23 protein-coding genes, 1 tRNA gene and 1 rRNA gene (1 of these 25 only partly in view) are annotated in these 26,355 nt (G+C 64.4%); 3 read left to right on the top strand and 22 right to left on the bottom strand.

The features are described from left to right. The 6 genes from ELEN_RS02965 to ELEN_RS02940 form a co-directional block, all read right to left on the bottom strand. Nucleotides 1-152 (bottom strand): 16S ribosomal RNA (locus tag ELEN_RS02965); it reaches 1,357 nt to the left of the window's first position. 490 nt (nt 153-642) lie between these two features. Further along, nucleotides 643-1,458, bottom strand: coding sequence for an anti-sigma-I factor RsgI family protein (locus tag ELEN_RS02960; RefSeq protein ID WP_009306202.1), 816 nt, complete (start codon nt 1,456-1,458; stop codon nt 643-645). Continuing rightward, a complete protein-coding gene (locus ELEN_RS02955) occupies nt 1,455-1,937 on the bottom strand; it encodes an RNA polymerase sigma factor (protein ID WP_015760049.1) in 483 nt (160 codons plus the stop codon). The genes ELEN_RS02960 and ELEN_RS02955 overlap by 4 nt, the downstream gene beginning before the upstream one ends. Nucleotides 1,938-1,955: 18 nt before the next feature. Next, on the bottom strand, nt 1,956-2,501 hold the full coding sequence (locus ELEN_RS02950) for a hypothetical protein (RefSeq protein ID WP_015760048.1): 546 nt from the start codon (nt 2,499-2,501) through the stop codon (nt 1,956-1,958). A 155-nt stretch (nt 2,502-2,656) separates the two neighbouring features. After that, nucleotides 2,657-3,868, bottom strand: a complete 1,212-nt coding sequence (gene tyrS, locus ELEN_RS02945; RefSeq protein ID WP_015760047.1) for a tyrosine--tRNA ligase — start codon at nt 3,866-3,868, stop codon at nt 2,657-2,659. Nucleotides 3,869-4,089: 221 nt separating this feature from the next. Then, nucleotides 4,090-6,612, bottom strand: a complete 2,523-nt coding sequence (locus ELEN_RS02940; RefSeq protein ID WP_015760046.1) for a U32 family peptidase — start codon at nt 6,610-6,612, stop codon at nt 4,090-4,092. Between the two features lie 161 nt (nt 6,613-6,773). Between ELEN_RS02940 and ELEN_RS02935 the strand changes: the two genes are divergently transcribed. Then, entirely contained in the window at nt 6,774-8,942 is a 2,169-nt protein-coding gene (locus ELEN_RS02935; RefSeq protein WP_009608032.1) for a transglycosylase domain-containing protein, read from the top strand. Between the two features lie 66 nt (nt 8,943-9,008). Here ELEN_RS02935 and leuB read toward each other — a convergent pair whose 3' ends face one another. The 7 genes from leuB to ELEN_RS02900 form a co-directional block, all read right to left on the bottom strand. Beyond that, nucleotides 9,009-10,118 carry a 3-isopropylmalate dehydrogenase gene (gene leuB, locus ELEN_RS02930; RefSeq protein ID WP_009306195.1) on the bottom strand — a complete coding sequence of 370 codons (1,110 nt, stop codon included), beginning with the start codon at nt 10,116-10,118 and terminating at the stop codon, nt 9,009-9,011. A 4-nt stretch (nt 10,119-10,122) separates the two neighbouring features. Then, nucleotides 10,123-10,620 (bottom strand): 3-isopropylmalate dehydratase small subunit, encoded by a 498-nt coding sequence (locus ELEN_RS02925; RefSeq protein WP_009306194.1) that lies wholly within the window; start codon nt 10,618-10,620, stop codon nt 10,123-10,125. 14 nt (nt 10,621-10,634) lie between these two features. Beyond that, the gene (leuC, locus tag ELEN_RS02920; protein WP_009607939.1) at nt 10,635-11,903 is read right to left on the bottom strand and encodes a 3-isopropylmalate dehydratase large subunit; all 1,269 of its coding nucleotides are present in this window, start codon (nt 11,901-11,903) and stop codon (nt 10,635-10,637) included. Between the two features lie 154 nt (nt 11,904-12,057). Further along, nucleotides 12,058-12,543, bottom strand: coding sequence for a hypothetical protein (locus tag ELEN_RS02915; protein WP_009306192.1), 486 nt, complete (start codon nt 12,541-12,543; stop codon nt 12,058-12,060). A gap of 327 nt (nt 12,544-12,870) precedes the next feature. Further along, nucleotides 12,871-13,776, bottom strand: coding sequence for a peptidoglycan-binding domain-containing protein (locus ELEN_RS02910; protein ID WP_009306191.1), 906 nt, complete (start codon nt 13,774-13,776; stop codon nt 12,871-12,873). A gap of 120 nt (nt 13,777-13,896) precedes the next feature. Continuing rightward, entirely contained in the window at nt 13,897-14,484 is a 588-nt protein-coding gene (locus ELEN_RS02905) for a hypothetical protein (protein ID WP_009306190.1), read from the bottom strand. A gap of 121 nt (nt 14,485-14,605) precedes the next feature. After that, entirely contained in the window at nt 14,606-16,207 is a 1,602-nt protein-coding gene (locus tag ELEN_RS02900) for an FAD-dependent oxidoreductase (protein ID WP_009608129.1), read from the bottom strand. A gap of 200 nt (nt 16,208-16,407) precedes the next feature. Between ELEN_RS02900 and ELEN_RS02895 the strand changes: the two genes are divergently transcribed. Continuing rightward, nucleotides 16,408-17,832, top strand: coding sequence for a helix-turn-helix transcriptional regulator (locus tag ELEN_RS02895; RefSeq protein WP_009306188.1), 1,425 nt, complete (start codon nt 16,408-16,410; stop codon nt 17,830-17,832). Nucleotides 17,833-17,888: 56 nt separating this feature from the next. Here ELEN_RS02895 and ELEN_RS02890 read toward each other — a convergent pair whose 3' ends face one another. After that, a complete protein-coding gene (locus ELEN_RS02890) occupies nt 17,889-18,938 on the bottom strand; it encodes a polyprenyl synthetase family protein (protein ID WP_009306187.1) in 1,050 nt (349 codons plus the stop codon). 205 nt (nt 18,939-19,143) lie between these two features. Between ELEN_RS02890 and ELEN_RS02885 the strand changes: the two genes are divergently transcribed. After that, the gene (locus ELEN_RS02885; protein ID WP_015760044.1) at nt 19,144-19,452 is read left to right on the top strand and encodes a carboxymuconolactone decarboxylase family protein; all 309 of its coding nucleotides are present in this window, start codon (nt 19,144-19,146) and stop codon (nt 19,450-19,452) included. Between the two features lie 51 nt (nt 19,453-19,503). On the opposite strand, the gene ELEN_RS02880 is transcribed toward ELEN_RS02885, so the two are convergent. The 8 genes from ELEN_RS02880 to ELEN_RS02845 all read right to left on the bottom strand — a co-directional run bounded on the left by ELEN_RS02880 (nt 19,504) and on the right by ELEN_RS02845 (nt 26,343). Then, nucleotides 19,504-19,588, bottom strand: a tRNA-Leu gene (locus ELEN_RS02880). Between the two features lie 65 nt (nt 19,589-19,653). Then, nucleotides 19,654-20,637 (bottom strand): Ppx/GppA phosphatase family protein, encoded by a 984-nt coding sequence (locus ELEN_RS02875; RefSeq protein WP_009306185.1) that lies wholly within the window; start codon nt 20,635-20,637, stop codon nt 19,654-19,656. 19 nt (nt 20,638-20,656) lie between these two features. Beyond that, a complete protein-coding gene (locus tag ELEN_RS02870) occupies nt 20,657-21,676 on the bottom strand; it encodes an FtsB family cell division protein (protein ID WP_015760043.1) in 1,020 nt (339 codons plus the stop codon). 184 nt (nt 21,677-21,860) lie between these two features. Further along, a complete protein-coding gene (locus ELEN_RS02865) occupies nt 21,861-22,241 on the bottom strand; it encodes a metal-dependent transcriptional regulator (protein ID WP_009306183.1) in 381 nt (126 codons plus the stop codon). A gap of 449 nt (nt 22,242-22,690) precedes the next feature. Then, nucleotides 22,691-22,921: a FeoB-associated Cys-rich membrane protein gene (locus tag ELEN_RS02860; RefSeq protein ID WP_009306182.1), complete on the bottom strand. Its 231-nt coding sequence runs from the start codon at nt 22,919-22,921 to the stop codon at nt 22,691-22,693. A gap of 69 nt (nt 22,922-22,990) precedes the next feature. Beyond that, complete coding sequence (locus ELEN_RS02855) at nt 22,991-25,528, bottom strand: FeoB small GTPase domain-containing protein (protein ID WP_009306181.1); 2,538 nt, start codon at nt 25,526-25,528, stop codon at nt 22,991-22,993. 148 nt (nt 25,529-25,676) lie between these two features. After that, entirely contained in the window at nt 25,677-25,913 is a 237-nt protein-coding gene (locus tag ELEN_RS02850) for a FeoA family protein (protein ID WP_009306180.1), read from the bottom strand. A gap of 124 nt (nt 25,914-26,037) precedes the next feature. Then, nucleotides 26,038-26,343, bottom strand: coding sequence for a FeoA family protein (locus ELEN_RS02845; protein ID WP_227101188.1), 306 nt, complete (start codon nt 26,341-26,343; stop codon nt 26,038-26,040). Nucleotides 26,344-26,355: the final 12 nt, after the last annotated feature.

Raw genomic sequence — 26,355 nt, 5'->3', positions numbered from 1 at the left:
CAAGGTTGTCCCGGAGCAAGGGGCAGGTTGGTCACGTGTTACTCACCCGTTCGCCACTTCATGTCCGCCCGAGGGCGGTTTCATCGTTCGACTTGCATGTGTTAGGCACGCCGCCAGCGTTCATCCTGAGCCAGGATCAAACTCTCCGTTTAAGAGGCGGGAATCGCTTCCCGCTGAAGTCCGATCTTGGTTTCGGCCCTCGCCCGCCCCCCGTCTTGAGGGTGCGCGCTCGGGCCGGGTTTCCGTTCGCAAGAATCGTTTGCTTGGCTTTTCTCTTCTTCGCTGTTCAGTATCCGGTTTTCAAGGTTCTGCAGTATCCTTTCGGATCCCGCTGCGCTTGTTTGTTTCAAGCGCGTGAGGAAATACTTTACTGTATCGTTTCTTTCCTGTCAAGAACTTTTTTCAAAATTCTTTGAAGCCGTTCGGAGATTGCTTATCTCTTTGGTGCTTCAGGAGAGATCCGTTCCGCGCTTTCCTCAAACGCGGGTTTTGTATATTACCCGTAAGGTGTACGTAAGGCAATGGGTAATTTTGCAAAATCTCAAACTTTTTTTGCTCGGATTGGCAAAACCCCAGGTAAAGATCTAATAACGCCGGCAAAAAAACGTGGCACCCTCCACGAGTGCCACACATACCGGTTGATTATCGATTCCCTTTGCCGTGCTGTCCCCCACCGCCACCATGGCCGTGCTGTCCGTTCCCTGAGCCTCTTCCTTCGCTGTCCCCTGAGGAAAGCGCCGCGATTCTGTCGCGCAGCTCACGCATGGAAAGGCTCGCGCATTCTTCAAGCGTCACGCTGGGGTCGAGCTCAACGAGCTCGAGAGCGGCGCGGTAGCGGCCGACGCCCATGCCTGCAGAGACGGCGGCTTCGCGCGTTCCCTCGTCGACGGCATGGCAGGAGCCGCGGCAGGGAAGCGCGCTCAGGCATGCGTCGCTCTGCTGGCGGATAGCCTCCGCCTGTCGTGCATCGTCGGAAGTGACGCTGATCTCAATGTACGAGTCCTCTTGCGCATAGGGCGAGAACGCATCGCTTTGCGTGAGGAGGCTGAGAGCGTCCGCATACCCGCGACCCGTAAGCGACACGGCATCGAGCAATGACTCCCCATCGCCGTTGAGCGCCTCGACCCGAACGACGATGCCAAACCGGTTGACCCCAAGCTCGATGGAAGGGTTGACATCAATGCCTACATAGGTAGTGGGCTGCGCGTACGCGAAGCCTCCGAATCCCGCGAAAGCCAGTGCGAGACACGCGGCGAGCGCCGCAGCGGCACGACGCAGAGGAATGATGCGCGCGCGGGCGTGCTTGCGCGGTGCGGCAGCGCTTGCGGGAGCCGTTTCCGCCGAAACGCCAGACGCCTCCGCAATGCTTGCTATATAGGTAAGGGTGCCACGCTTCACGTCGTCGGGAACGGTCACGTTATCGAACGCCTGGCGCACCCGCGTATCGAGGTCGGTCATGACAGCACCTCCTGCAATTGCTTCTTGCCTCGCGCGAGCCACGAGTACACCGTGTTCACGGGAGCATCCACCATCTGCGCGATCTCCGGAGCGGTATAACCCTCGTACAGAGAAAGATACAAGGGAGTGCGAGGGGGATCGTCAAGGGAACGCATGGCGTCCACCACCTCGCTGGAGAATGATGCGGGCTGCGTGGCCGGGTCGTTCGAGGCTGCGCAAACCGCGTCGTCGAGCGACACCGCGCGACGGGATGCGGCCTTGAGCATATCCTTGCATACGTTGGCGGTCACCCGAATGAGCCACGCCTTGCAGTGCTCGTCGTCGTTGAACGCCACCTGATCGGCAAGCGCGTACTTCAAAAACGCGTCCTGAAAGGCATCCTGGGCGTCGGCGTGAGCGTGGAAGTACAGCACGGCGACGCGCCATACCGCATCGCCGTGCCGCTCTATCGCCCTCTCGATGTCTCCTGCCGATCGCACGCGCACCGCCCGCTTTCGCTAGCGGCGCATGCCGTGATGGCCGCGACCGTTACCCGCGCCGTAGTTGTCGCACACGCCGTCATTGTCGGCGTCGACGTAGCCGGCGCCGTTGCCGTTGCCAGGACCGTAGCCGTTGCCGTTGCCCTGCCCGTTACCGCAGCCATAGCCGTTGCCGTAGTTGTCGCAGATTCCGTCACCGTCGGCGTCGACGTAGCCAGAACGCGACCCCTGGCCCGCGCCGTAGTTGTCGCACACGCCGTCGCCGTCGGCGTCGACGTAGCCGGCGCACGATCCCTGACCTCCGGTGCCGTTGCCGGTGCCGTAGTTGTCGCACACGCCGTCGTTGTCGAGATCAACGTACTCGCCGCGCACGGTGGCGATAGCCGCGCCGACCGTCGCGCCGGCGTCGCTGTCTCCCGCTGCGCGCATCGCATGATGAGCGAGCGACCCGGCTCCGCCGGACGGACACCAAGTTTGCTGCATGCCGTTGGCGAATGCGATGGTGGGCACGGCGAGCAGCACGAGAGCCACAGCTGCCACGATTGCGATCACGTTCTTCTTCATTTCGGTCGATCCTCCTGTTGTCGTTCGCTTCGTCCTTCATATGCAAAACGAACGAGGGGCGCGAATCCTTGCAAATATTTTCAAAAACTTTTCCAGAAGCAAAGCAGGCGGCCCGAAAGCCGCCTGCCGATTATTACACGATTCGAGGAAACGGGCTACACCAGCTTCACGAACTTTCGCTTGCCCACCTGCAGCGTCGCGCCCGCGAGCAGCGCAGGATCCACGTTGTAGGACTTCGCAGGCAGCGCTTCGCCGTTCACCTTGACACCGCCGCCGTCGATAAGACGACGCGCTTCGCCGGCGCTTGCAGCCAGGCTCGCATCGGCCAAAAGCTTCGCCAGGTACACGGTTCCGTCGTCGTTGGGCGTGAGGTCGGCTGCGAACTCGGGGATGTCGTCCGGCACGGCATGCTGTTTGAACACGAGGTCGAACTGCTCCTCGGCCGCCTGCGCCGCCGCCTCGTCGTAATACGCGGCTACGATATTCTTCGCCAGCGCGCGTTTCACCTTGTTCGGATGCAGCTCGTCGGCGGCCAGACCGCGCTCGATCTCGTCGATCTGATCGACCGGCAGCGCCGAGGCGAGACGATAGTACTTCACCATGAGCTCGTCGGGAATGGACATGACCTTGCCGAACATATCGGCAGGCTCGTCGGTGAGGCCGATGTAGTTGCCGTAGCTCTTCGACATCTTCTGCACGCCGTCAGTGCCCTCGAGCAAGGGCAACGTGAGGCACACCTGCGGCTCCATTCCCATCTTCTCCATGAGCTCGCGACCCGCCAACAGGTTGAACAGCTGGTCGGTGCCGCCCAGCTCGACATCGGCTTTGATGACGACCGAGTCGTAGGCCTGCATGAGCGGGTAGAGGAATTCGTGCAGGCTGATGGGCTGGCTGTTGGTGTAGCGCTTGTGGAAGTCGTCGCGCTCGAGGATGCGGGCCACCGTGAAGTTGCTGGCCAGCTTCAGCAGGTCCTCCATGTTGAGCGAAAGCAGCCACTCGGAGTTGTAGCGCAGGGCGGTCTTCTCGGGGTCGAGGATCTTGAACGCCTGGTCGACGTAGGTTTGGGCGTTCGCCTTGATCTGCTCGGACGTGAGCTGCGGACGCGTGGTGTTGCGACCCGACGGATCGCCGATGAGCGCGGTGCCGTCGCCGATGATGAGCGTCACGCCGTGGCCGAGATCCTGGAACTGGCGCAGCTTGCGCAGCGGCACGGCATGGCCGAGATGGATATCGGGAGCAGTGGGATCGACGCCCAGCTTGATGTTGAGCGGCGTGCCCCGCTTGAGCTTCTCGAGCAGCGCGCTCTCCGGCACGATCTGCGCTGCGCCGGAAGCGATGGTGTGCAGTTGTTCTTCCGCGGAAAGCATGGTCTTCTCTTCCTCTCTATACACGTAGCTCATGATTCTACCATAGGGAGCAAGGAGGAGCCGTGCGAACGGCGCGCCCGCCATCGAGATGAGCGGAGTCGAAGAATCTCTCACGGGATCAGCTGTCAACGATTCAGCTGTCGCCGCACGGGATCCTTCGACTCGCTGCGCTCGCTCAGGATGGCGGGGTGGGAAGGCTCGTTCGGGATGGCGGGAAGAGCCTAGGAAACGCCCCTGAATAGATGACCGCTGGTGGTGCCGGGGGTTTTGGCGATGGCGTTGCCGTCGGCGTGGGCCACGTTGCGCGCTCGGACGGCGCGCTGCACGGCCTTCGTGGTCTCCTCGACGTTCATGAGCGTGGTATCCACCAGGAACGACGTGACGCCCGCATGGATGAGGTCGGGCAGGGTCTGGGCCACATCGAGCTGAACACCGTTGAACAAGTGACTGCGGCCGAGCGCGTCGGTGACGACCGGGAACTCGTAGTCCTTGCGATCGCGCAGAAAATGCGGGCTCTTGCGGCGCGGACACTCGGCGCAGTTCTCGTCGCAGGGGCCTTGGCTCATGAGCAGGCAGTGCTCGGTGACCATGAGCTCTTGGGCGCCGATGATGGTAAGGCCTAGCTCAACCGGTGCATCTTCGGCGATGTCGGCGATCTGGCCCAGCGTGAGCTCGGGCGACAGCCACACCCGGCGCGCTCCCAGCTCGGCGGCCGCTGCGAGCGATAGCGGATTCGTGATGGGGATGTGCGGCCCTACTTCGACCTCGCATCCCAGCTCGGCGGCGCGCACGAGGCCGGCCAGATTCTCCACGAGCACAGGCTTGCCTGGCTTGACGTAGCGCCAAGGATCGAAGTCGATGGCCGCCTCGCGCGTGCCCGGAACCTGGTCGTGTTCAACAGTTGGCAGCGCCACGACGGCCTGCTTCGGATAGCCCGCTTGCTCTGCAGTGGCAGAACGTTGGCCCGCCACCACGGCCTCGCCGCGCTTGTAGTTGAGCGCAGGCACGTAGATGATGTCAGCGCCTGCCCGCTTCGCCGCGCGTGCGCAGGCAGGATTCGTGGCCCACGCCGCGATGCGCACGCCGCGCGGGCGCGCGGGCGCAAGCGCCGTGCGCTCCCGCACACGCGGCAACGCACGGTTGCGCGTGGGCGCGAGCAGCTGCTGCGCAAGGTCGTCGAGCGCGGCGGCGCGCACGCGGTGCAGCTGCGAGAAGCCGATACCCACACCCTCGTCGAGTTCGACCTCGAGCGATTCTAGCAGAAACGGAGTTTGACCCAGGCGATCGACATGCGCACGCACGTCGTCGACCGTCACCGGCTTCGTACGCGCGGGCTCGATCGCAACGCCTTCGGCTGCGCCGATCGGGGGGGTATGGGCTGTCGCCGCACGGGATCCCTCGACTTCGCTCGGCTGCGCCTCGCTGCGCTCAGGATGACGCGCTGCAGCGCTCGGCGCCAGCGAGAACTCTACGCGCAGCGGCTGGCCGATGCGCAGCACCACGCGACCCGTCACCGCGACGCGCGGCTCGAATACGTCGTCTTCAAACGCCGCTTCGGCGCTGCGGACGCGGAACACGCGGTCGCCCTTCCCCACCGGACGGTCGGGCGCCATGCGAACATTGCCTTGCTTGTCGAGAGACACCTGGTCGAGCGTGTAGGCGAAGTGACCCTTGTTCGTCCAGAACTCCAACACGTCGCCCGGTGCGAGCGGCCGCTCGGCCGCGACGGTGGCGACGCCGTTCTTCGCCGACGTCACGCGACCCACGAACACGCCGCGGTTGTTCGGGCGCCCGTAGCTCATGATGTCGTTGCCGCGCTGGTTCTCCAGGTAGGCCGTGGTGAACCCGCGGGAGAACGCCTCGGCCAGGGTGCGATGCTCGTCTTCGGCGGCCCGCACGTCCTTGCCGCTTCCCGCAGCGCGCTCGGCCAGCGTGCGATCGAGTACGGCGCGGTACGTCTGCGTGACGGCGAACACGTACTCGGGCGACTTCATGCGACCCTCGATCTTGAACGACGTGACGCCCGCTTCCACCAGTTCGGGCAGCAAGTCGATGGCGCACAGGTCCTGCGGGGACAGCAGATGCTCGCCCGGCGCGGGCAGGTTCTTGCGCAGCGCCACGTTGTGCAGCGTGTAGGGCAGACGGCACGCCTGGGCGCACAGCCCGCGGTTCGCCGAACGGCCGCCGATGAGCGACGACATGAAGCACTGGCCGGAGTAGCACACGCACAGCGCGCCGTGAGCGAACGACTCCACCTCCATGCCGTAGCCGTCGGCCACCTCGGCGAGATGGGCGATCTCGAGGACGGACAGCTCGCGTGCCAGCGTGACGCGCTGGGCGCCCAGCCTCGCCGCCGCCTCGATGCCGGCCGCGTTATGCGTGTTCATCTGCGTCGATATATGCAGTCGCGCTTCGGGGAGCGCGCGGGAGATCTCGGATGCGATGCCGATGTCTTGCACGATGAAGGCATCCGCCCCAGCGCGATACGCCTGGCGCACCGTTTCGAGCGCACGGGCCACCTCGGAAGGCAGCACGGCGGTGTTGAACGTCACGTACACGCGAACCCCACGCAGATGCGCGTAGGCGCAGGCATCGGCCAGTGTCTCAAGCGTGAAGTTGTCGGCTCCGCGGCGGGCGTTGAACGAGTCGAGGCCCAAATACACGGCGTCGGCCCCGCCGCGCACGGCGGCACGAAGCGCCGCGGCGTTGCCGGCGGGCGCGAGCAGTTCGATGGCATGAGACATGGTAGATCCTTACCTATATATAGCCGTACGTTTTGCACCCTTTCGAACAGGATGCGAGCTGGTGTAGAGAGTTCCGGGGTTATCCGACCGAACGTTACGGTTCGGTATCAGCGCTATGGTAGTATAGTCGAACGATGAAAATACGGAGAAAACAGCGCGAAATGCGCACCCATGCGGTGAAATGGGGCCTCCTCGTCACGGTGGCAGCCCTTTGCTTCGTCGGCTACGCAGGAGTTCAGGGCGCCCTCGGCGTCATGGAAGGCTGGACGAAGAACCTCCCCAGCATCGAGGACACCGACTTCACCAACACATCCCGCGAATCTGTGATGTACGCAGGCGACGAAGCCACGTTGCTGGCGGAGTTCCAGCTGGAAAAGCGCGATCCGGTAACGTACGAGGAGATCAGCCCATACGTGCTGGAAGGCACCGTCGACACCGAGGACGTGCGTTTCTACGAGCACGAAGGCGTGGACATCCCCGGTATCGCGCGCGCCTTCGTCAACAACCTGCGCGGCGGCGACCTGGAAGGCGCTTCCACCATCACCCAACAGCTCGTGCGCAACACCGTGTTGTCCGAAGAGGCGACCGACATCTCCTTCGAGCGCAAGATCCGCGAGGCCGAGCTGGCCATCGATTTGGAGAAACGCTTCAGCAAAGACGACATCCTGGTCAAGTACTTGAACATCATCAACTACGGGGACGGCTGCTACGGCATCGAAGCGGCCGCGCAGAACTACTTCCAGGTGTCGGCGCTCGACCTGACGCTCGCGCAGGCCGCCACGCTCGTAGGCATCCCGCAGTCGCCCACCTATCTTAATCCCAAGGTGTACCCGGACGCCTGCCTGGCGCGCCGCAACGTGGTGCTCGACCGCATGCTGTCGGCCGGCGACATCACGCAGCAGGAGCACGACGATGCCCAAGCCGAGGAGCTGGGGCTGAACCCGGCGCCCGACGCACCAGCCGACGGCATCTACGCCTATCCCTTTTTCACCAGCTACGTGCGTTCGTTGCTGTTCGACGAGAACAACCCCTACGGATGCTCGTATGCCGACCTGTTCAAAGGCGGACTGACCATCTACACCTCGCTCGACCCCGAGCTGCAGGACGCGGCGCAGGCGGCGGTGGACAACCAGCGCGCGAACATGGCCGACAACTTGGACGCCTCCATCGTAGCCATCGACGTGGCAACCGGCCAAGTGAAGGCGATGACGCGCGGAGTGCCGTACGGCCAAGGCGAAGGGGAAAGCCAGGTGAACATCGCCACGGGCGACGGCGGAACGGGACGCCAGGCCGGATCGACGTTCAAGGCGTTCACGTTGGCCGCAGCCATCGAACAGGGCATCTCGCCTCAGACGCTGGTCGATTGCACCTCTCCCCTCAAGAAGGGACAGGATGGCGCACCCGAGGACTTCGAGAACTTCAACGGCAACGACTACGGCATCCAGACGATCCAAAGCGCGACGGCCATCTCGTCGAACACCGGCTACCTGCGCCTGTCGAACTCCATCGGCCAGGCATCCACTACCGAGATGGCCAGCCGCCTGGGCGTGACCTCCCCCATGCAGCCCGTGTACACCGCAACCGAGGGCGTGGCCGACGTCAATCCGTTGGAGATGGCGAGCGCCTACGCCACGCTGGCCAGCGGCGGCGTGAAACGCGAGCCCACGGTGATCACAAAGATCCTCGACCGCGACGGCAACGTCATCTGGCCTCAGGAGGAGAGCGACACCGGCGAACGCGTGTTGGACGAGAAGGTCGCCGCCGCCACGACGAAGGTGTTGGAAACGGTGTTCACGCAGAGCAACGGCACGGCCACGTCGGCGCGGTTGAACAGCGGGCAGCCGGTTGCAGGCAAGACGGGCACCGCCAGCTCGTTCACCGACCACTGGCTGGTGGGCTATACGCCCAGCCTGTCGTGCGCGGCTTGGATCGGCGACCCGTCCGGCGCTATTGAGACCGACCACGGGCTCACGGCGAACGCGCTATGGAAGGACTTCATGGATCGGGCGACCAGCGGCAAGGCCATCGAGAACTTCCCCACCGTCGCGGATCCGCCGTACAACAACCCGTACAACATCGCTCAGAAGAACAAGCTGGGCAAGAAGGTGGAAGAAGAGAAGGACGAGGACGGCGAAAGCCGCGAGAAGGACGTGAACTCGGCTCCAAGCGCCGTGGGCAAGACCTTCGAGGAAGCCATCCAGATACTGAACGGCTACAAGGCGGGCTACATCGAGGAGTACTCCGACACGGTTCCGGAAGGCACGGTGATCAGCCAAAGCGTGCAAGAAGGCAAGGTGGTCATCGTCGTATCGAAGGGACCGAAGCCGTAAACGAGACCGCTGACAAAAAAGAAGCGCCCGTTCAGGGCGCTTCTTTTTTACTTTGCAAGGAACGCGCTACAAACGCGACACCACGAGATCGCCCATCTGCGCCGTGCCGACCAGCTTGTCGGCGGGCGTGTCGGACTGTTTGATGTCGCCGGTGCGCCAGCCCTCGTCGAGCACGGCGGTCACCGCGCGGCGAATGTCGTCGGCGGCCTCGCCCATGTCGAAGCTATAGCGCAGCATCATCTCGACGGACAGGATCTGCGCGAGCGGGTTCGCGATCCCGCGTCCCGCGATGTCGGGCGCGCTGCCGTGGCTGGGCTCGTAGAGGGCGGTGCCGTCGCCGAGGCTGGCGCTGGCCAGCATGCCCAGCGAGCCGGTGATCTGGGCGGCCTCGTCGGACAGGATGTCGCCGAACATGTTCTCGGTCACCACCACGTCGAAGTCGACAGGGCGGCTGATCAGCTGCATGGCCGTGTTGTCCACGAGCAGGTCCTCGAGCTCCACGTCGGGGTATTCCTCTGAGCCGACGCGGTGCACGATCTCACGCCACATGCGGCTGGTTTCCAGCACGTTCGCCTTGTCGACGCTGGTCACCTTGTTACGGCGCTTGCGCGCGGCTTCGAACGCCTGGCGCGCGATGCGCTCCACCTCGTACTCGCGGTATTCCAACGTGTCGTAGGCGCGCTGGCCGGCGGCGCCGTCCGAGCCGCAGCCTTCTTCGTCGTAGAAACGCTCGCGGCGGCCGAAGTACAAGCCGCCCGTCAGCTCGCGGACAATCATCATGTCCACGCCGTCCACGATCTCGGGCTTGAGGGTGGACGCGTCGGCCAACGCGGCGAAGATCTGCACGGGACGCAGGTTCGTGTACAGGCCCAACGCCTTGCGGATGCCCAACAGGCCCTGCTCGGGACGCGGCTTCGCGGGGTCGGTGGTATCCCACTTCGGACCGCCGACCGCCGCCAGCAGCACGGCGTCGGACGATTCGGCCACGCGCAGCGTCTCGTCCGGCAGCGCGGTGCCGCACGCATCGATGGCGCACCCGCCCAGCAGCGCCTCGGTGTAGGAGAACGCCGTATCGTACTTCGCGCCCACCGCGTCCAGCACCTTGACGCCCTCGGCGATGATCTCGGGGCCGATGCCGTCGCCGGGAAGCAGGCAGATGTTATAGGTCCTGGTCATTGATCTACTCCTCGCCAAGTTTCGCCTTCGTGCGGTTGATGAGGCCGCCGGCTTCGATGATCTCGCGGATGAACGGGGGGAACGGCTGAGCCTGGTACGTCTGGCCCGTCGTCTCGTCCACGATGACGCCCGTATCGGCATCCACCGACACCACGTCGCCCTGGCTGATGGCGTCCACCGCTTCGGGGCACTCCATGATGGCGAGGCCCGTGTTGATGGAGTTGCGGTAGAAGATGCGCGCGAAGCTCTTGGCGATGACGACGTCGACGCCCGCCGCCTTGATGGCGATGGGGGCATGCTCGCGCGACGAGCCGCAGCCGAAGTTCTCGTCGGCCACGATGATGTCGCCCGGCTGCACGCGTTCGACGAACGACGTGTCGAGATCCTCCAGGCAGTGCTTCGCCAGCTCCGCCGGATCGGACGTGGTCAGGTAGCGGGCCGGGATGATGACGTCGGTATCGATGTCGCGCCCGTAGCGGTGCGCGGTTCCTTTGAATTGCATGATCGCAGCTCCTCCTAGTCCAGGTCTTCCGGCAGGCCGATGTGGCCGAGCACGGCGCTTGCCGCGGCGATGGCCGGCGAGGACAGGTACACCTCGCTGGTGGGGTCGCCCATGCGGCCGACGAAGTTGCGGTTCGTCGTGGCGATGGCGCGCTCGCCTGCGGCGAGAATGCCCATGTAGCCGCCCAGGCAGGGGCCGCACGTAGGCGTGGACACGGCGCAGTTCGCGTCGAGGAACACGTCCATGAGGCCTTCCTCCATGCACTGGCGATACACCGCCTGCGTGGCGGGGATCACGATGCAGCGCACGTCGGGATGCACCGTGCGGCCGCGCAGCACGTCGGCGGCCTGGCGCATGTCGGCGATGCGGCCGTTCGTGCAGCTGCCGATGACGGCCTGATCGATTTTGACGTCGCGCGCCTCGGCGGCCGGGCGCGTGTTCGACGGCAGGTGCGGGAACGACACGGTGGGCACGATGGAGGCGGCGTCGATCTCGTACACCTTCGCATACGTCGCGTCCGCGTCGGAATGGTACTCGGTGTAGGGGCGCTCGGTGCGGCCGTCCAGGTAGGCGCGCGTCACGTCGTCGACCTCGATGAGCCCGGCCTTGCCGCCCGCCTCGATGGCCATGTTCGAGATGCTCATGCGCTCGTCCATGTCCATGGCGCGGATGGCGCTGCCGGTGAACTCCATGGCCTGGTAGAGCGCGCCGTCCACGCCGATCATGCCGATGATGTGCAGGATGACGTCCTTGCCGGTGACGCCGGGAGCCAGCTCGCCCTCGATCTTGAACAGCAGAGACTCGGGCACCTTGAACCACGCCTTGCCGGTGGCGTAGCCCACACCGGCGTCGGTGGAGCCCACGCCCGTGGCGAACGCGCCCAGCGCGCCGTACGTGCAGGTGTGGCTGTCCGCGCCGATGATGAGGTCGCCCGCGCCGACGACGCCCTGCTCGGGGAGCAGCGCATGCTCGACGCCCATGCAGCCCACCTCGTAGTAGTGGGTGATACCCTGCTCGCGCGCGAAATCGCGCACGATCTTGGCCTGCTCGGCGCTCTTGATGTCCTTGTTGGGGACGTAGTGATCGGGGACGAGAGCGATCTTCGTAGGATTGAACACCTTCTCGACGCCGATCTTGCGGAACTCTTTGACGGCAATGGGGGCGGTGACGTCGTTGGACAGCACGAGGTCGAGATCGCATTCGATCAGCTGACCCGGCTCCACTTCGTCGAGCCCCGCATGGGCGGCGAGGATCTTCTCCGCCATGGTCATGGGACGTGGCATGTGTGCTCCTTTGTGCGGTGGGTCTCTGGCGCCCGCGCTTCCCCGCACGGACCCTGGAAATCGCTCACAATTGTACCACTCGCTTTAGCACGCAAAAGGAAGAGCCCCGCTGGGCTCTTCCAATGTGAAGCGATTTACAGATTTATCCGGTCGATTACCAAGATCCGTGGTAGCCGTAGTTGTAGGAGCCCATATCCACCGAGTTCATCAGCCCGTACATCGCGGCCGAGATGGTTCCGAACACGATCATGCCGAAGATGAACTGCAGCACGATCCAGATGACGAAACCGATGATGGCGAACTTGAGGGCATCGCTTTTCACCTGCGGCATCTTGTCGACGTTCACAAGCCAAGCGATGATGATACCCGGAATGCCCAGCAAGGCGCCCACCACAAGCCAAGCGAACTTCATGCCGCCGGTGAGCTGCATGAGCGGAGCAGGCGGGTAGAAAGCCTGCGGCTGAGGCTGCGGAGCGCCGTACATCGGTTGCTGCGGCTGGGGCTGCGCGGGAGGAACCTGCTGGCCCATAGAAGGTTGCTGCTGAGGCAACGGCTCGGTCGGGGGCGTCGCGGGAGGCTGCGGAGCCGCGTCGGGCTGCTGCGGGGTGCCAGAGTCGGTGTTCTTCGTATCGTCAGCCATGATAACCTGCTTTCGAATCGGTTGGTGTTTGACAGCAGTATAAAGCCCTCACCTGCGGAAATCATTAACTTTTGCATATCCGTCATCGAACCGACACGAGAATACATCAGCTGGTGTAGGAAGGTTTCGATCAAAGAGCGCGAGCGTTCGAGCTTCCGATCGAGGAGATGCCGCAAGCCTCCTCGCCACGCGCAACGCGGCCTTCGACTCGCTTCGCTCGCTCAGGATGACGGGAGCGGACCGCACTCTCTCAGGATGGCATCCCGAAGACCTCGCTTGCTCGGAATGGCGGAGGGGGGTGCAGCGTCTACGATCAGGGTGCCGAGCTTACGACAGCGCAGTGCACAAGGCGTCGAGCAGCGTAATAGCGAAATGCTGCGCGGAACGACCCTCGCCCGCGTCTTCCCACATAATGCCGGGAAGCTCGACGGCGATGCGCGACGGACTGGCGGCGTCGGCCACGCCGATAGCCGTCTCGAGACGCAGAGAAAGCGTCTCCTCGTCATCGAAGCTGACGCGCGGCACGGTGGTCACCGTCAGCTCGCCCGGCAGGACGATATGCACAAGCAACATGGACTCGTCGGGGGCGACGAGCAGAGAATCGGCGCTCATGATCTTGGAAGCGGGGTTCGTGGCCAGCGCGAGATTCGACATGCGCGATGCGACGCTGCGCGTAAAATCCTGCGTGCCGAACAGGCACAGCGCATTGCGCTCGAGCACGTCGGCGGCGCGGGCGAACCCGAGGTGGCTGGAACCGTGCACCGCTTCCTTGCCCTCCCACGAATGGTGGAGGTTGCGGATGGCGGCGTACGTGTAGGCGCCGGCGATGCCGTCGGACGGCAGGCCCAGGTTGAGCTGGAACTTGCGCAGCGCAAGCTCGGTGAACGCGCCGAAGATGCCGTCGGTGGCGCCGCAGGCGAAGCCGAGCGCGCCCAGCGCGTGCTGCAGCTCCAGCACGTCGTGGCCGTGGAAGTGCGGCATGCGCAGGTACAGGGTGCGGTCGCCCAGCGTGAACGAGGCGTCGACGAGCGCCGCCCACACCTTCTCGGTCACCTCGTCGGTGAGAGGCAGGCCCGCGCCGCCGCAGAACGCCTGCACGGCCTCGGCCGTGGTATCGCCGAACGCCCCGTCGACGTCGGCGGGATCGAGCAGCCCGATGGTGACGAGGCGCTGCTGCACGTCTTCGACCGCGGGACCGGTGTCATGTCGCTTAATGGTTTCCATGAGCGTCATGGTAGCGCACCGCGGTGCGCGCGCGAGGGTTTCGACCGAGGTTCCACAAGAGGAACAGAGGGGGTATGCGCAGCTTGTTGCACGCATGCCCCCTTCTCGGACGTCCGCGCAGCGGTCGCGTCAATCGTGGCACGTGTAGCACTCGAACACGTCGGCGTGATGGCAGCTTGCGCATTCCGCATCGGCTTTGTCGGCAAGCTTCTCGGCATCGTGCATGCCGTGGCAATCCGCGCATCGGATAGTATCGTGCTGCTCGCTCGGAGTCACATCGTGCGGGTTCACCGCCGTGCCTTTCGAATCGACCACCGCGACGTCGACGGTGGCTGCAACGAGTTCTTCGCGAGCACCGTAGTGGCACGACAGGCATGCGTCGTCGGGCACCTCCGTCTTCTTCAGCTTCTTGGGCATGGTATCGGACGCGGTCTTGCCCTCGTGAGCCGTCGCCAGACCGGAAGCGTCAGCATGGCACGAAATGCACGCTTGCCCTTCGTGCGTGCTGGCCACGCAAGCCGCGTCGTCGTACGACGCCTGCTCGGTCGCATGGCAGGTGCCACACTCCGAGTCCGCCGACCACGCAACCGTGATCGGGGTCTCCTTCGCATCGTCGGCCGATGCGGCTCCGTTTTCGTTCGACTGGGGCGCGCAGGCGGTCAACGCCAACGCGATGACTGCGCACGAAATCGTCGCCGCACCCGTAAACTTCTTCATCGCATTGCCTCCTTGGCAGATGAGCGAGCGATACCTTCCGGATCGCCCGCAGGTTCTTGGCCGCCCTTCCGCACGAGGGAGGGAGTCGGAAGGACGGCCGCGTCACGGAACAGATGAAGCCCTAAGCTTCAGCGTCCCAAGGAGTCAGCGCAGCGGCATTGCGCCCGGCGATGCGGCCGAACACCATGCATTCGCTCACGTTGCCGGCACCCTGGTAGTACCAAGCCCATACGGAGCCGAGCTCGCCAGCGGAGAACAGCCGCTCGACAGGCGTGCCGTCCGTATGCACGATGCGCGCACTCGCATCGCGCTTCGGCCCGCCGTTGGTGTTCACCATGATGGGCTGGAGCTGCACCGCATACAGCGTGCCGGAAAGCGCGCGCTTCTTTTCCGCAGCTCGACCGAACTCGTCATCGGGACCGGAAAGCGCGTCCACACTCTCCTGCAGGATCGTCGCTTCGACGCCCATCTGAGAAGCAAGTTCCTCGACAGTGTCGGCTTTGACCATCAAGCCCGAGGAAAGCAACTCTTCGGTGCTGTCGGGAGCGCTGGTGCCGCCGACGATGTGCACCCAACCGCTGCCGCTCGTTCCCATAAACGGCAGCGTGCTCTCGTCGACAACCTGCCAGAACGGCAGGCGCGGCCATTCCATCTTGGCGGAGTCGTTGTAGAACAGCGCATCGCGACCGTATCCGTGCTGATAGGAGCGAGTCTCGTCCATGAAGCGCTTGCCGTACTTGTCGGTCCACACGTACCCGGCATCGCCTGCCACTTCGCAGTCGAAGCCGCATTCGCTGAAATCGTCATCGAGCCAAGTAGCCTGCACGCCGACGCGCGTTGCCGGCGTCGCGGAGTTCATGTGCCAGAAGTCGATATCGTACTTGCGACACGCCGTCAGAGCATCGCCCGTGTTGTACGGCGTGCCCCACGCGAGCGACGGGTAACGGCAGTTATTCGCCTTCATTTCCTCGTTGTACTCGAACCCGCCGCAAGCGAGCACGACGCCCTTCTTCGCCTTGATGAGGAGGGGCGATTCGCCTTGCTGCGCCTCGATGCCGATCGCTTCGCCAGCCTCGTTGAACACGAGATCGGTGAAGGCCGTCTCGAACAGAGACGTAACGCCCGACTCGCTTCCTACCACCTCGAACATAGGCGCCCAGACCCGAGCGTTACCCAACCCTTCGGCCGGAATGAGCGTGTTGGAATCGCCCACCGCCGAAGCGGTTTTCGCAGCGGGGTACTCGCAGGCGTTGTGCGTCTTCGTCTCGATCTCGAACTCGTCCAACAGCCAATCGGCGTTCTCTTTCGCGCCGCCGATATAGGCCTCGATCACGGCATCGTCGAGTCCGACGAGGTGGTAATCGCCGGTGATCTCCTTGAAGTAGGCAACGCCTTCGGCGGTCTTTTCCGGCGACCAGATGGCCTGGGCGCATGCGCGGCTATTGCCGCCTGCGTACTTTTCGGGAGCTTTTTCGACAAGAACGACCTGGCTGCCCGCCTTCGCAGCCTCATGAGCGGCTGCCAAACCGGCGAAGCCCGTTCCGACCACCACCACGTCGGTTTCTTGATCCCACGCACGCTCGTCGCTTGCCGGAGCGCCCGCGCCCCCCTCGGACGAGCATCCCGCAAGCATGCTGCCCGCGCCGACCGCGCCGAGGGCGAGCGCGCCGGTGAGAAAGCCACGCCGCGTTAAACCCATGCTCTCGTTATCCCTTGTTCCCATTTGTTCCTCCTCTTGTTTTCCGCTACCATAGGCCGCGAAATCGCTTCGACGCGCATCTCGCAAAGGGCCTTTGACGGCGAGGAGCGTACAGGGGAACGAAGCGCGAAAACATCGAACAAGGTATATGATTTACGCGCCGCAGCAAGGGGATCTGTCCATCATATAAAGTATTTGACACGCAGCTCACCGGGGAGAATGCAATGCAGCAAGCCACAGGGGGAGAAAAGAGTCGAGTTGTCGCCAAACCGGCCCGCTCCGACATTCAAAGAGGCGGCATCGCGCTCGATGCGTTCGCCTCGGCGCTTTTCTGGGGATACGTCGCCATCATGTTCGGGTCGTCGGAAATCAAGATTGCGGAGTCCATCGGGCTGGCACCGGAGAACGTTGCTCTGATATGCGGCAACGTCGTCGCCTTGGTCGCGGTCGGGTTGTTGGGGCCTCGCGCGCACGGGTCGCACCTGTTCGTCCTCGGGCTCGCGGGCTCCGGAACCGCGTGTATTTTGCAGACAGTCAGCCTTCTCTCACCCGAGATGGTTCCCGTCGCCTGGTCGCGCTTGTTCGCGTGCGGCGCATCGGCCATCCTCGTCCTCGCATGGTGCGAGCATATCTCGTCCGAGACCTCCCAGGAGCGACCGCTGTTCCTAGCGCTCTGCAGCCTGCTCACCATCGTCATCGTCCTCGTATCCATACAGTTGGGCGCACGATCGGCCATTCTGTTCGGCGGGGTGTTGCCCGTCGTCTCGGCGGCACTAGGCGCTTATCGAACGCGCGCGTCGGCACGAACTGCGCCCAGCGTGACGATCCAGCCTCCGTTTCCCCTGTACCTCATCGTCATCCTGTTCGTATTCGGATTCATGATCAGCTTCTTCTCGCTTTTGAACCGGCGCACCGGAACCGTCGAGAACTTCATGATACCCGCCGGCATCGACCCCTTCCTCGCGGGATGGACCGTGCTCGTCCTCGTCATCGCAGGATGCGTTTGGATGCTGTTGCCGCAACGGCACGCCTCCCTCGTCACCACCGTGCTCATCCCGCTCGCCTCGCTCGGTCTGCTGCTCCCGCCGTTCCTTCGCTACGGTTTGCAGGAAACGCTGCCGGCCGTCGTGGCGTTCATCGTCATCTGCGAGGCCATCATCTGCAGCGTCGGCCCGAGCAATGCCAAGAAGTACTTTCACATCGGATCGTTCACCTTCGTGTTCTGGACACGTTCGTTCGGCCTCATCGGCATGATCGTCGGCTACGCTGCGGCCATTCTCCTGTTCGACATCATGAAGATCGCCATCGACTTCGACATCCTTTTGATCATGTTCGCCGCTTACGCCATCCTGTGCCTGACCGTCGCGGTGATGCTCGGCCGCATCGGGCTGAAAGCCCCCGCGGAGCGCGAGCGCGAGAGTACCCCTGCCGCCGCGGCGCACGCGCTTGCCGAGCGCTACGGTCTGACGGCACGGGAAGCCGAAGTGCTCGAGCTGGTGGCGCAGGGCCGCAACATGACGTACGTGCAGAAGGCCCTGTGCATCTCGCCGGGAACATCGTCAACGCATATCAACCACATCCATCAGAAGCTGGACGTTCACAGCCGCGAAGAGCTGATCGACCTCGTGCAGGAGGAGTTGGCGCGCTAAAAAAGACCCGGACGAATCCGGGCCCTGATGAGGTGCATCTCGAAACGTAGATCAGATCACTTCAAGCGGCTGACGAACCAGTCGGCCATGGAGACGAGGAGGTCGCGGGCCGTGGAGGGGCGCACCATGTCGGTCAGGCGGTTCTTCGCGATGCTCGTGAGGTTCTCGGCGTAGTTGCGCGCGTAGTCGATGCTGCCGGACGCCTCCATGATGGCGACGGCCTCGGCGAGCACGGCCTGGTCCTTCTCCTTCGACGACAGGATGTCGATGAGGCGGTCGCGATCGTCGGAGTGCTGCAGCGCGTGCACCACCATGAGCGTGCGCTTGCCCTCGGTGATGTCGTTGCGGAAGTCCTTCTTCGTGCTCTCCTCGGAGCCCACGAGGTTCAGCAGGTCGTCCTGGATCTGGAACGCGAGGCCGGTGTCCAGGCCGTAGTTGCGCAGCGCCTCGACTTCGACCTCGGTGCCGCCGCCGATGATGGCGCCGATGGCCAGGGGCACCGCGCCGGAGTAATGCGCGGTCTTGTGCGTGGCCATGACCAGGTAGTCTTCAGGCGTGATGTCGTAGCGGCCGTCACGCGCCCATCCGATGTCGAGCGCCTGGCCTTCGATGGTGCGGCGGGTCATGTCGATGAGCTCGGTGATGACGCGCACCTTCGTGGCATCGTCGAGGTTCTCATCCGACACCACCGTGCCGTTGACGAGGGACAGCGCGAGGTCGCCCGCGTTGATGGCCAGCCCCATGCCCTCGGTGAGGTGCATGCACGGCTCGCCGCGGCGAAGCTCGGCCTCGTCGGCGATGTCGTCGTGGATGAGGGCCGCGGTATGAAAGTGCTCGATGGCGGCCGCGGCGCTGGTCGCGCGCGCCATGTCACCGCCCACGGCGCGACAGGCCGCGAAGCAGATGAGCGGGCGATGGCGCTTGCCGCCGTTCTGGCTGTACGCCATGAGCGGCTGGTACAGGTAGCGGTCCATGTCCGCGTGCGTGCCCTTCGGGATGAAGGAGTTCACCAGGTCGCCCACGCGGTCGGCGTACGACGTCAGGTACTGCTCGAACGACTCGGGAGGTTCTTCTACGGCTGCGATGATTTCGTTGATTGTCTCCATAGCACTTTCTCTGTAGGCCTGGGCGAATGATCCGCTCGACATGGTATCACAAAGAAAAGCGGGCGCTTTCCGTGCGCTGCGCCAGCGGCTTATTTTTCCGGGTTTCTCCGCATATCAGGTTGAGAGTATGCAACGCTTTGCGTCAAGCGACGCTTCGCTTGCTACACTGGGAGCATCGAAAATCCCGCGCGAGAAGGAGGCGTCCATGAACGTCAGCCCCGCATTCCAGGCATTCGCCCAAGAGGCTCCGCAGCACCAGCAGGCATGGTCGGAGGCGGTGCAGGCGCTCGGCGCGGCCAGCGCGCTCGACGACAAGACCGCCGCTCTCGCCTACCTCGCCGTCATGGCGGCGGCCCGTCTCGACAGCGGCCTGCCGTTCCACGTGAAGATGGCGAAGATGCACGGTGCCACGCGCGACGAGGTGATCAGCGCGGTGCTCATCGGGCTGCCGGCCGTCGGCAACGTCGTGACCGCGTCGCTGCCCGCCGTGCTGGAAGCGTACGACGAGGAGTAGGAAGCGGGAGGCGTCGCCTCCGTGGCGCTCGCCGCACCATGAAGCGCAAGGTGGTAGGGGCGGCGGGACTCGAACCCGCAAGGCCGAAGCCGGAAGATTTTAAGTCTCCTGCGTATGCCAATTCCGCCACGCCCCCGCGTGCGACGGCCCGCTGAAAACGAGCAGGCCCTATGGTAGCAAACTTTATCGGACGGCGGGACCTCAGCGCGCCGCTTCGTCCAAAATGATGCCGTGGAGAATGTCCGATTCGCTGACCGTGAACGAATCGACGCCGGCCAGGTCGAGCACCGTCTGCAGGATCACCATGCCGGCCACGATGACGGGCGCGCGGCCCGGATCGAGCCCGACGATGCGCTCGCGCTGCGCGAGCGGGACGCGTTCCAGCTGGTCGGCCACCCCGTCGAGCATGGGGCGCGTGATGACGGCCTTATGCACGCGGGAGGTGTCGTACACCTCCATGCGCTCGTGGATCGACACCACCGTGGTGGCCGTGCCGGCCACCGCCACCAGCCGCTCGGGTGCGAAGCCCGCCCCGCGCAGCTCGTCGAAGTAGGGGCGCATCCCCTCCTCCACCCACGCGCGGGCCCGTTCGAGCTCGCCGGCGCCGGGAGGATCGGCCGCGAAGAACTTCTCCGTCACGCGACGGCATCCGATGTTGAAGGAGTGCGAGCGATCGGGCCGGCTGCCCGCGCGCCCGGCGATGACCTCGGTCGAGCCGCCGCCGATGTCCACCACGAGCAGGCGCTCCCCCCGGAAGTCGCACGACGCGCCCGCGAAGGAGAGGGCCGCCTCGCGCTCGCCGGGGATGACGGACAGCGTGACGCCCAAGCCCGCCATCAGCGCCTCGAACTCGTCGGCGTTGCGCGCGTCGCGCGCGGCCGACGTGGCCATGGCCCTCGTCGTGATGGCGGGATGTTCCGGCGTGGCGAACCCGCGCAGCACGTCGAGGAAGCGCGCCACGGCATCGGCCACGCGCTGCATGGCCGCGGGCTTCAGCACGCCCGTCGCGTCCACGCCCTCGCCGAGGTTCGTGATGGTGTACTCGCGGTCGAGCTCATGGAGCCGCCCCGCCTCGTCCACGTCGGCCACGAGCATGCGGCACGTCACGGTGCCGATGTCGATGGCCGCGTATCGGCCCGCCTGGAAACCGCTTTCGGTACTCTCGGGCTCCGCGATGGCGCTCATGGCGACCCCTTCCCTCGGTCTACTCGACGCCGAACAGGGCGTCCAGGAACGGCGAGTACCACGTCTCCGGCGCCTCGACGCTGCCCGGCGTGATGTTGGCGCGGAACGTGGATGCCTCGTCCTCGTCAAGGTCGAGGCCGCGCACGTTCGCCGTCTCCTCGCCCTTCTTCACCCATCCGAACTGCTCGTGGGCGCGATCCTCGATGCCGGCGTCGGTCTGCAGCGACGAGACGTCGCTTTCGAGGGCGCCGTTGCGCTCCTCGAGCGCCGCATACTCGGCGGCCAGCTGGTCGCGCTCGCGCAGCGCATGGTAGTACTGCTGCGCCGGCGGGTACAGGAAGGCGCACGAGAGCACGAGGCAGACGGCGACGGCCGCGCTCGCGATGAACTTCGGCGACGACTTGAGCGATGCGAGCGATCCCAGCGAGAAGCCGCGCTTCGCCGAAGCCTGCGGGCTCTCCGCGTTCTGCATGCGCGCGGCCTGACGGTGCTTCGCGCCCATCTCGCCCTTGTACACCGCGGCGCGCGGGCCCGATTGCGAGGCATCGGACGGCTTCGAGCCGCCGAACTGCTTGGTGAACGCGCGCTCGGCCTTGCTCTTGGCGCGCGCCTTCTTGCGCTGCTCCTTGCGGGTCAGGCGGCGCTCTTCGACTTCCTCTTCGGGCTGTTCCTCGATGCGCTCGTCGAACGAGGAGAAGCGGCCCGTGCCGTACGAGCTCGATGCACGGCGCGAGCTCGACGACGCCGGACGCGGCGCCGCATGACGGCCTGCGGGACGATCGAACGTCGATATGCGGGCGAACGAACCGTCGCCGGCTCCCGCGGACGATCGCCGCGCAGCGCCCGACGGGCGCGCGTGCGCCGCCGTTCGCGCGCTCCCCCGCCCCTCGCCTGCCTGGCGGAAGGGCGACTCGAATGCGGGGATGGCATCGACGGAATGGATCACGGGACGCGATTCGGGCGCAGCAGAAGAGGGGCGGCGCGCACGGGTGTCGCGTTTCGCCTCGTCAAACGAGAGAATATAAGGCTGCGTTGCCAAGGAAAGGGGCTCCTCTGTGCATCGTGTTTCGTGTTTGGTTTGTTTAATGCAGAAGCTGGGGAAAGCATACCACACCGACGCCCGCCCTGCCACCGAGGGCGGGGCGGGCGGGCGCGTCGTTAAGAACTTGTTGAATGCTCGCGTGACCGAGGAAAACGGTCAGGGAAAGCGGGGCGAAACCCGCTTACAGGTCGAGCTTGTTAATATAAGAACTCCATTTTTTGAACGATTCGTCGCTGATGGCGTGCTCCATGAGGCAGGCTTCCTTCTCGGCCTGCTCCTCGGGGATGCCGAGCGCCTTCGTGAGGAACGTGAACAGCATGTGATGGCGGTCGAGGACCGACATGCCGTAGGCGTACCCTTCTTCGGTGAGCGTGATGTCGCCGTAATAGGGCTGGTCGGCAAGACCCTTTTCCTTGAGCGAGCTGATCGCTTTGTTGACCGAGGCCTTCGACACGTCGAGCTTCGTCGCGATGTCGACCGACCTGACCGACACCTCCGTCGTGCCTCCCAGCATCACGATGGCTTCAAGGTAGTCCTCGTGCGACATGGACATTTTTTCCACGGAACCCTCCTTTTGTTCGTCGTTCCATGGTACCACACGACAGGCGGAACCAGTTGAAACCGGATGGCGGTGCAAGGGGTGTTGGAGGAGCCGGCGAGGGAAGGGGGTCCCTCGCCGGCGTGCTGTGTGGTGGACGACCAGACGAGAGGAGAGTCCCCACCACCGTGTCAGCAAAAAGAGGAGGTGCCTGCGGGTTCGATTTCCTCGGCCCCGCTGACAATTGTTAGTCTACGATAACTTTTGCTGCGGGGCAATAGAAGTTTACCATGGTTTACAATTCCTCCACATATCGGAGGGAGGGGCGGCTACGGAGAGAGAGTGGGGGGGGGCGACCACGGCATCCCCGCTCCCCTGCCCCCGTGCCCTCTGCCCCCGTAAACGACGAAACGGATGTTTCACGTGAAACATCCGTTCGTTGATCGCGTTACGACGCTCTGCGTATGGGGCGGTTAGCGGTGCGACTCCGCAGCGGCTCGCTTCTGCATGTCGGCCACCATGGCGCTGGCAGCGCCGCAGCCCGAGCAGCCGCCGCATCCTCCGGCGCATCCGCCGTGCGCGTCGTCTCCCTTATGGCAATCGCACATGCCGTTGCGCACCAAGCGGCGAACCGCGAGGAACACGAGCGCCAGCACGATGAGCGCGACGACCACCGTAGACGGCGTGAACTCCAAACCAAACATAGCGCGTCCTTTCTCGGAACATCGGGGCACAGGCCCGAGGGGGTTCCCTCGGGCCCGAAGCCGCTTCGCCTACGCGACGCTGCCCTCGGCTTCAAGCTCGCCCGCGACCTTGTCCTTCTTCTTGTCGAAGGTGGGCATGGGGCGGAAAATCTGGAACAGCATGCCGGCCAGGACCACGATGGCCACGACCGTCCACACGTTGAAGCCGATCTCGCCGGTAAGCAAGCCGCCGAACTGGTAGAACATCAATCCCACGCACCACGCGAAGATGGTCATGTAGCCGATGGTGAACCAGGTCCACTTCGCGGTGCCCATCTCGCGCCAGATGGTGCCGATGGCGGCGAAGCACGGCGCGCACAGCAGGTTGAAGGCGCAGAAGGCGAGGATGGCCGGCACCGAGCCCGCAAAGAGGGCGGCGAACGCGGCCCACATGGTGGGATCGGCTTCGCCCACATCGCCCAGGCTGGTCAGGATGCCGACGGTGGCGACGACGTTCTCCTTCGCCACGAGGCCGGTGATGGACGTGACGGTTGCCTGCCAGTCTCCGAAGCCAAGCGGCGCGAAGATCCAGCCGATGCCGTTGCCCAGGCCCGCCATGAGGCTGTACTGGATGTAGTCGTCCATCTCGGTATCGAGCAAGCCGAAGCCCTCGCCCGCGTCACCGAAGTTCATGAGCAGCCAGATGACGATGGTGGACAGGAAGATGATCGTACCTGCCTTGACGATGTAGCCCTTGATGCGGTCCCACGTGGACATCAGGATGGATTTCACCGTGGGCATGTGGTAGGAAGGAAGCTCCATGACGAACGGCGAGGTGGGGCCGGCGAACATCTTGGTCTTCTTCAGCATGATGCCGGAGATGATGATGGCGATGACGCCCAGGAAGTAGAACAGCGGGGCGATCCACCAGGTAGCCTCGGTGTTGCCGCCGGCGATGGCACCGAACACGAGCGCGATGATGGGCATCTTCGCGCCGCAGGGGATCATCGTCGTCGTCATGATGGTCATGCGACGGTCTTTCTCGTTCTCGATGGTCTTCGTGGCCGTGACGGCGGGCACGCCGCAGCCGGACGCGACGAGCATCGGGATGAAGCTCTTGCCCGACAGGCCGAAGCGGCGGAAGACACGGTCCATGATGAACGCGACGCGCGCCAGGTAGCCGCACCCTTCGAGCAGCGCGAGCAGCAGGAACAGGATGATCATCTGGGGAATGAAGCCGATCACGGCGCCGACGCCCGCGACGATGCCGTCCATCACGAGGCTCTGCAGCCACGGCGCGACGTCGACCGCCTCGAGGGCGTTGCCGATGACCGCTCCCAAACCGGGAATCCACAGGCCCCACGAGCCGTCGGAAGCGTCGGGCTCTTCAGCTTCGAGGGCGGTTGCAAAGGCCGCGGCGTCCACCTCGGCGGATTCGCCGGTCTCCTCGTCCTCGACGATGCCGACGACGCCGGCCTTCTCGGCATCCTCCTGGAATGCGGCGAGGGCGCTTTCGTCGGCAGCGGTGGGCTCTTCGGCTTCGAGGGCCGCGGTCGCGCCCTCCACGTCGATGCCGTCTTCCTCAGCAGCGGCGAGGTAGGCTTCGATGTTGGCCTGCTCGCCTTCCCATTCGCCCACGGCCTCTTCGTAGGCCGCGCCGCCGGTGTACAGGAAGCCGTCGCCGGAGATGCCGTCGTTGGCCCAGTCGGTGACCACGCCCGTGCCCACGGAGATGGCCAGGTAGTACACGAGCGCCATGACCACCACGAAGATGGGCAGGCCCAGCCAACGGTTCGTCACCACGCGGTCGATCTTCTGCGTGGTGGTCATGCCCTTGTGCGAGCGCTTCATCGTCTTGTCGATGACGTGCGTGATGGCGTTGTAGCGCTCGGACGTGATGATGCTCTCGGCATCGTCGTCGAGCTTGTTCTCCACCTCTTCGCGAATCGCCTCGACCGCCTTGAGGTCGGCGGCGCTGAGCTTCATGTTGGCGACGGTGCGCTCCTCGCCCTCGAACAGCTTGATGGCGAACCAGCGCGCGGTTGCCGGAGACACGCGGTTGCCCAGAATGCCCTCGATCTTCGTGATGGCTTCTTCCACCTGCGCGTCGAAGGGCATCTTCGGCTCGGCGGGCTTGCCGGCCTTCGCCGCCTTGACGGCGGTTTCCATGAGCTCGGCCATGCCGTGCCCCTTGAGCGCCGTCGTCTCGACGATGGGGCAGCCCAGCTGCTTCGACAGGCCGGCCACGTCGATCTTGTCGCCGCTCTTCTTCACGAGGTCCATCATGTTGAGCGCCACCACGACGGGCACGCCCAGATCGAGGATCTGCGTGGTCAGGTACAGGTTGCGCTCGAGGTTCGTCGCGTCCACGAGGTTCACGACGACGTCGGGGCCGCCGTCCAACAGGTAGTCGCGCGTCACGATCTCCTCGGGAGAGTACGGCGACAGCGAGTACACGCCCGGCAAGTCCGTGATGATCACGTCTTTGTCGCGGGTGTACTTCCCTTCCTTTTTCTCAACGGTCACGCCCGGCCAGTTGCCAACGTATTGGCTGGCGCCGGTCAGATCGTTGAACATCGTCGTCTTGCCGCAGTTCGGGTTGCCGGCAAGCGCTATGCGAATTCCCATGATCAGCCTTTCCATCTGCTTCGAAGCCGGTCGGGGGTCTGCAATCCCCCGTTGGCTCGTTTTTAAGTTAGCTGCTACTAACTCAGTCCCAAAAAAGAAGCGCCGCGGCGCCTCTATCCTCGTCACCTGGCGCTCACGCCTGGCAACGTCAGCCGATGAGGATGCTCTCCGCCTCGCTCTTGCGCAGCGACAGCTCGTATCCGCGCACCGTGACCTCGATCGGATCGCCCAGCGGCGCGACTTTGCGAACGAACACGCTCGTCCCCTTGGTGATGCCCATGTCCATGATGTGACGCTTGAGCGCGCCCTCGCCCGTCAGGCGACGGACGGTGGCGGTGTCGCCGATGGCCACGTCGCGCAGCGTTCGATCTTGAACTTCTGCCATATGCCCCGTTTCCTTTCCTTGAGGTTCCTTGCGGTGATGCCAACTCGATGCGCGCACGCCAAACGGCACGGCAGATGCTTCACGTGAAACATCCGTTCGTGCTCGTGCGTGGCTTGCGGAGGTGCTACGCGGCGGCGTTCGTGATGATATGCGCCGCGACCTGGCGGTTGAGCGCGACCTGGATGCCCTTGACCTCGACGATGAGGTCGCCGGCAGCCTCGGACACCACCGTCACCTGCGCGCCCTCGACGAAGCCGAGGTTCTCCAGATGATGATGCAGATCGCCGCGACCGCGCACCTTCGCGATGGTGCCCGTCTCGCCGCCCTTCAGGAACGAAAGCGGCATCTGCTGGCAGGCGATGCCCGGCGCAGACCCTGCGTCCGTACGACCGACCGTTCCCTGCATGCTCGCAACCGTTGCGTTGTCCATGGTGACTCCCAT

This window comes from Eggerthella lenta DSM 2243, from assembly GCF_000024265.1.
In the GTDB taxonomy this organism is placed as follows: domain Bacteria; phylum Actinomycetota; class Coriobacteriia; order Coriobacteriales; family Eggerthellaceae; genus Eggerthella; species Eggerthella lenta.
The sequence above is the reverse complement of the archived record's forward strand: the minus strand, read 5'-3'. Positions and strand labels throughout refer to the sequence as shown.